The sequence below is a fragment of the Synechococcus sp. MU1655 genome, assembly GCF_023630655.1.
Classification (GTDB): domain Bacteria; phylum Cyanobacteriota; class Cyanobacteriia; order PCC-6307; family Cyanobiaceae; genus Synechococcus_C.
On record NZ_JAKUHK010000134.1, the window covers coordinates 1 to 5,520 of the forward strand.

The following is a 5,520-nucleotide window of genomic DNA, read 5'->3' on the forward strand; positions in this document are numbered from 1 at the left end:
ATCGGGAGTTCAGGAAGCGGCCACACCATCAGATCAACCGCTTAAACGCGAACCTTTGCCGTCATCCAGGCATCACCCTTCACAGCAGCGGCAGCGATCAAATCCGCCAACGTCACGAGCAATCGATAACTGAGTGCCACCGCAAGCAATGGCGCCTCCGGCACAATCGTGCCCATACGAAATAACAAAACCGCCTCAAAAACCCCCAAACCACCTGGAGCAGCAGGAACAACCAGGCCAGCCGTCCAGGCGAGGGCAAAGGCCGCAAGCCAAAGGCCCAGAGGCTGCCCAGCCAAAAGTCCGAACGTCTGCAAGCAGCACCAAAACCCAGCAAATCGACAGAAAACGAACAGCAGTTCAGAGGCGAGAGGCCACCAGGGGTAAGAGGGTCTGCCGCTGCCCAAGTCCTCATCCTCAATGGAGGTCATCCCCCCCGGATCCACACGATTGAGCTGGCGCAACTTGCTGGTCTCCAACCGACGCAACAAAGGCTCACGCCAACGCGGCAACAGCAGCGCGGAAGGAAGAACACAGAGCAACGCCAAACCGTTTTGGAACCCACCGAACGGCACCCAAAGCAAGGCAGCAACGGCCATCACCATCGGCTCCATCAACACCGAGACCAAAGCCTTGCCCCCTCCAAGGTCAGACCGCAGAGCACGAAAACGATCGAGGAAATGCCAGATGCCACCAGGCAAATATTTGAGCAAGTTGCTTCGCAGATAAAGCGGCACCAAGGACAAGCGTTCCGGCTGATGCCCGAGCCAAACCACCAAAACCTTCCATGCCAAGGCATTAACCACCAAGCTGAGCCAACTCAAACCAAGCCCCAATAACAACCACCACCATCCCTGTCGGCTGATGGTGAGGGCGCGCAATCCTGTGGCATGGCTTGCCAATGCCACTCCCACAAAGGCGAGGGTCAGCAGGGTGATCCAAAGGCGTAAACCACCAGGCAAAGAAAGCCGTTTCAGCACTGCCAGTCCTCCTCGGGCACAAAAGCATGGGCCTCAAGAGGGAGGCGATCACGAAGCTCCATCACGGTGAGACCAGCCTCAGCAGACACACGCTGAAGCTCATCTTGCTCCCACTTCAGCGTGAAAGTCCCATCCGGACGGCGAGTCTGCTTGGCACGAATCAGGCCCCAAGGCGTTGCGATGGCCCCACAACGGCGGGGCAGCACCCAGCGCCCCTGTTCCCGCTCCCTCAAGCCGATGGTCGGACTATGGCGCCACCACACCTGCCGCAAGGCAGCGGCTTGATCTGGCGTTGTAAGGGCCATCACCGAAGTCCCAGGCCTTTGCTTTTTCATCAACACAGCTCCCTGAACCACATCCAACGCACCCGCCAAACGCAAATGCTGAGCCAGGCTTGCCAACTCTTCGGCAGTGGCATCATCAATCCAGGCCTCCTGCACCACAAGCTCCTGCCAACCAGGCTCTGGTTGGCTTTCATCACGCATACGGATCAAGCGCAGCAGGTTGGGACGATCCAAAGAGCGATGGCCAAGGCCAATGCCGACGGCTTCTACCTCCATCCTTGAGGGGCGTTGAAAGTGATCCGCCAACACAGCCACTAAGGCCAACCCTGTGGGAGTCGTGAGCTCAACAGCAGGAAGATCCTGCCCGGTGAGGAGCGGCAGCTGATGACGCCTGGCCAATTCCAGTACCGCTGGCACAGGAACAGGAAGCACCCCATGGGCCGTCGTCACTTGACCATGACCGGCTGGGGGTGTTGTGCAATAAATCAAATCAGGGGCGAGGTGCTCAATACCAGCGCAGACGCCGATGACATCAACCAAGCTGTCAATCGCGCCAATCTCATGAAAGTGAACTTGGTCAGGGGCACAACCGTGAACCGTGGCTTCTGCATCAGCCAGGGCCTGAAACACCTTCAAAACCCTGGTTTTTAGAGAAGCAGACAACGAGGCCTCCGAAATCAACCGGCGGAGATCAAACCAGCGACGATGGGGAGGACTGGGGTCCTCATTCCTCACCGTGAGGCGAAGCCCACGCAATCCTCCACTCTGAGACTCCTCAATGTTGAGTCCATAGGCCTTCGCGAGACCAAGCGCCTGCAAAGGCTCATGAATGACCAACTCCGGCACTCCTAAATCCAGGAGTGCCGACAACAACATGTCCCCGGCAAGACCCGTCGGACAATCAATGACCAGAGCGCTCATACAGGCTCTGGAGGCATGCCGTCCAGCAACCTGTCGGCGATCGATTCAATCTCTGTGCGTCGCGAACGCAGCAGCTGCTCCACCTCCCGGCGTGCTCGGCGTTGCTCTCGCTGAGCCGTGTCGACATCTTGTCCAGAGACGCCCCAGATACGTCCAAGCAGAGCCTTGTCATCTGCGCCACCTTGAGGGGGGCCCTCTAGCAACGTCTCAGCAGCCATTCCAGCCTGAAGAACCCGGCTCCAACGACGCAAGTCTTCCAAAGACAAACGCGCCCGCTCGGGCAGAGCAAATTCGGTAACACCGTTGCAGCGCAACCCCGCCTGAAGACAGCCTCGGGTACCAACAAGAACGCGTTTAACTTCGAGATTTTCCTCCTGAGCCACCAACCAGTGACCAGCCTCGTGAAACGCGACTCTGCGCAATCTGTTACGTCCGCCTGGAAGGGATTCCGCGAGAAGGTGTCCTCCCATTCCATTCAGCTGAGCAGCATCAACGGTGAGACCCAACAGCGCTCCTCCCAAACCGAGAGCAATCCATGCCGGCGATAGTCCGACTAACGGCCCAAACACAGCCAAACCGGTGGCACTAGCCACCGCGACACCGGCGGTGGTGTTGAAGGCGGGGGAAGAGGGCATCAGGTCTTGGCAGGTCGGGGACGAGCGCCTCCCTTACGGGATCCCTCCCGACCTTTTCCACCTCGAGTCGGCATGGGTGCAATCACTTCAAAAGCTTCAACGGCGAGGAGCTGTCCTTGACGACGCACATCCAAGCTCACGAAATGTCTTAGATGCTCGAGGGGTAGCTCACCTGTGAGCTGAACTTTGAAGGGCAAAGGACGGAATCCATCGGCTCGAGGCAGCTGTCGTACCTTCACCACGAGCTCATTGGCTTCTGGCTTCGTGAAGATCAATTCGCCACGAATCGAGAAGAAGTCGTCTCCTTCGGGCAGTTGATCCAGAGCACCCTCGGCATCTGTAGCTTCGGCATCCGAAGATTCAGCTGTCGCCAGCGTGCTCGGCTCCCAAATTCCTGCAATTTGGAGATGCAGCTGCTCAGACTCACGACAGCGGGGATACACCACCCAGAGATGGGGTGCAGTCATGTCGAGGTGACGGCGCATGAGGGTGAGCATTCTTCCGAGGACGACAGCCTCTAATTCATTGCCATCGGAATCGATCAAGACTCCACGGGTCAGCTGATCGTCGGATTCCGGTCGGTAGACGCCCCTTACAACACCGATCGCCCGGTACTGGAGGAGTTCTGTAACCGGGGAAATCGGATGGTCGCGCATTGCCGTCAGTGGCTTCCATATACCTTCGTTAACTCTAGCCAGCTCGAGGGATTCGATCCAAAGTGGTCTCAGCACTCCCCATGCAGATTGCCCGGCGCTAACCGATTACAGGCGGTTCGAAATCGATGGTTGATGGGGTTGGGACTTCCTTTGGCCCTGCTGACAGGCTGGCTTGTAGCCCAATCAGCTCATCAATATCCAAAGCCCGAACAGAGCAATCAAGAGGCGAAGGCAGGCGTCAAGCCTGTCAAGCGTCCAACCAAAACCAAACTTTCTTCAGCGATTGAGCCAGAGCAAAGGCTGGAGCAACGCGCCCTCTCCCATCCTCGCGAGTGGCGTTGGCGCATGCTCCTGGCTCAATCGAAGCTCCAACGAGGTGATCGTGATGGAGCCAGGCGTGAGCTCATCACCCTTCAAGCCCTATGGCCTCATCGCCCAGAAGTACAGAACCTCCAACTGTTGTTGGATGTGGGAACCAAGCGTCAGGCCACCGCTTTGGGACAGACAAGCGATCGCTTCAAGAAAACACCAAAAGGTCAAAGACTCCAGCTTGGATTGCGCCTCGCTGATCTGCAACGCCTCTCCGGACAAAACAACGCAGCCATCGCCACGTACCGCCTGATTGCCGCGGAATCTCCAAAGAGCATGGACCCCCTGCTCGCTCTCGCTCTCCTCCATCGAGACATGGGCCAAAGTCAGCAATCGCAAAACGTGCTGCTCAGTCTCCGAAACAGGCTTTCTGTCAGTGAAAAGAACAAGCAAGCCCTCGATCAGCTAGCGGTGCGCTGGCAACTTGATTCCTTCCGAAAGGGTGCAGATAGAACGGCAACACCTGGAGCAACCGTTCTGCCCACTCCGACTAAGGCGCGGGCTGCGACGACTCCAAGGCCTTAAGCGCTGCATCGATGGCGTCGGATGGCGGTGTGGCGTCATTCATGGCGTTGGCCCTGCGCAACCGGTTCATCAAATCCATGGGGTTGGTGGCATCCAGCACCGACTCCTGGTCGTTCTGACCTGGCACGGTCTGGAACACATCACGTTGCTGGGGAGACTGATAGCCACTTCCCATCGGGCTTTCCTGAGCCAAAACTTCCGCGGAGGCAACCAGCGCAAGCACACTGATAATTCCAAGGAGATGAGGTCTTAAGGCAGTAAGCGATGGCACGTTCTCAGCTCCCAAACAACGGCCTGATGCTAAGGGTCACCTTCAGAAGCCGCATCATCCGTGCAAAATGCCAGCTGGACTATTATTGCAAACAGAGATCAGTAAAACACTAGTTATACCAATGGCTTAGGAGATACGAGAAAAGCCACTGCACCTACAAGCTGTACCAACAAAAGGACGAAAAACGAACTGACTTGGTCACAAAAGGCCAGAAGCCTTTATCGCCTTGACCTGCTTAAGAAGCTTCAAGTGCGCCATGAAGACTTGAGCTGCTGCTACGTGAAAACGATCGGCATTAGATGCAGACCAGCCTCAAAAAAAGCAGGATCAATGGTTATTCCACGCTCAACTCAGTGTTTCAGATCAGTTCGTGAATATTCAGCCAGGAGATCGATAGCGACAGCTACGCCCCATTTTTTCTTACGGGTTTTGTAACGTTTTCAGCCCCACTTGCTAAAAGCTTTACGACTGATATCAATACTCATAAAAGCCAATTCTGTTGCCATTTTTATGCACCATGAACCGTTCATCGGTTGGATCAGGTCGCCAAATACCTCCGCGCTTATCCACAAAAAAACCGTCGCCTTGATCACTAAATTGATGACTATATACTTCGACCACTCCATCTACCCAGATCATCGTCATTGTAAATGGATTTTGCCTCACCGTGCATTGCATTGACATATCATTGAAGTGGCAAATTCCTTTATACTCAACTGCTTTTACGGGAGCAGATACAATCAATGAAGATCCAATAGCAAGTGTAGAAATAGCTAACGAGAAAAGTTTCATCCGACGAACATTTGAGTCTTTCATCCCTTGACGCAATAGCAGAGACTGCCGTGCGTGAACAGCATTCATTGAAGACAATGGAATGAGTGG

The 5,520-nt window shown here is 55.5% G+C and carries 7 protein-coding genes; 1 reads left to right on the plus strand and 6 read right to left on the minus strand.

Translation table 11 applies throughout. The features are described 5' to 3' along the window. Window positions 1–41 precede the first annotated feature (41 nt). Genes NCN04_RS07265 through patR form a run of 4 tightly spaced genes read right to left on the minus strand, consistent with a single transcriptional unit; the run spans window position 42 to window position 3,473 of the window. Window positions 42–977 (minus strand): lysylphosphatidylglycerol synthase domain-containing protein, encoded by a 936-nt coding sequence (locus NCN04_RS07265; RefSeq protein ID WP_048346954.1) that lies wholly within the window; start codon window positions 975–977, stop codon window positions 42–44. After that, on the minus strand, window positions 971–2,182 hold the full coding sequence (larC, locus tag NCN04_RS07270) for a nickel pincer cofactor biosynthesis protein LarC (RefSeq protein ID WP_250395645.1): 1,212 nt from the start codon (window positions 2,180–2,182) through the stop codon (window positions 971–973). Before larC ends, NCN04_RS07265 begins: the two co-directional genes overlap by 7 nt. Then, a complete protein-coding gene (locus NCN04_RS07275; protein ID WP_048346956.1) occupies window positions 2,179–2,817 on the minus strand; it encodes a M41 family metallopeptidase in 639 nt (212 codons plus the stop codon). The genes larC and NCN04_RS07275 overlap by 4 nt, the downstream gene beginning before the upstream one ends. Beyond that, window positions 2,817–3,473 (minus strand): heterocyst master regulator PatR, encoded by a 657-nt coding sequence (gene patR, locus NCN04_RS07280; protein ID WP_048346957.1) that lies wholly within the window; start codon window positions 3,471–3,473, stop codon window positions 2,817–2,819. The genes NCN04_RS07275 and patR overlap by 1 nt, the downstream gene beginning before the upstream one ends. Window positions 3,474–3,560: 87 nt before the next feature. Between patR and NCN04_RS07285 the strand changes: the two genes are divergently transcribed. Continuing rightward, window positions 3,561–4,367, plus strand: a complete 807-nt coding sequence (locus tag NCN04_RS07285) for a tetratricopeptide repeat protein (RefSeq protein ID WP_250395646.1) — start codon at window positions 3,561–3,563, stop codon at window positions 4,365–4,367. Here the strand turns inward: NCN04_RS07285 and NCN04_RS07290 are convergent. Beyond that, on the minus strand, window positions 4,333–4,638 hold the full coding sequence (locus NCN04_RS07290; protein ID WP_048348263.1) for a hypothetical protein: 306 nt from the start codon (window positions 4,636–4,638) through the stop codon (window positions 4,333–4,335). The two genes, NCN04_RS07285 and NCN04_RS07290, sit on opposite strands and share 35 nt — an antisense overlap. A gap of 474 nt (window positions 4,639–5,112) precedes the next feature. Next, on the minus strand, window positions 5,113–5,520 hold a 408-nt coding region (locus NCN04_RS07295; protein ID WP_250395647.1), incomplete at its 5' end, for a hypothetical protein.

What these genes read in the sequence shown, in the direction of transcription:
- larC (WP_250395645.1), bottom strand. Translation starts at nt 2,182, where the DNA reads ATGAGCGCTCTGGTCATTGATTGTCCGACGGGTCTTGCCGGGGACATG.
- NCN04_RS07275 (WP_048346956.1), bottom strand. Translation starts at nt 2,817, where the DNA reads ATGCCCTCTTCCCCCGCCTTCAACACCACCGCCGGTGTCGCGGTGGCT.
- patR (WP_048346957.1), bottom strand. Translation starts at nt 3,473, where the DNA reads ATGCGCGACCATCCGATTTCCCCGGTTACAGAACTCCTCCAGTACCGG.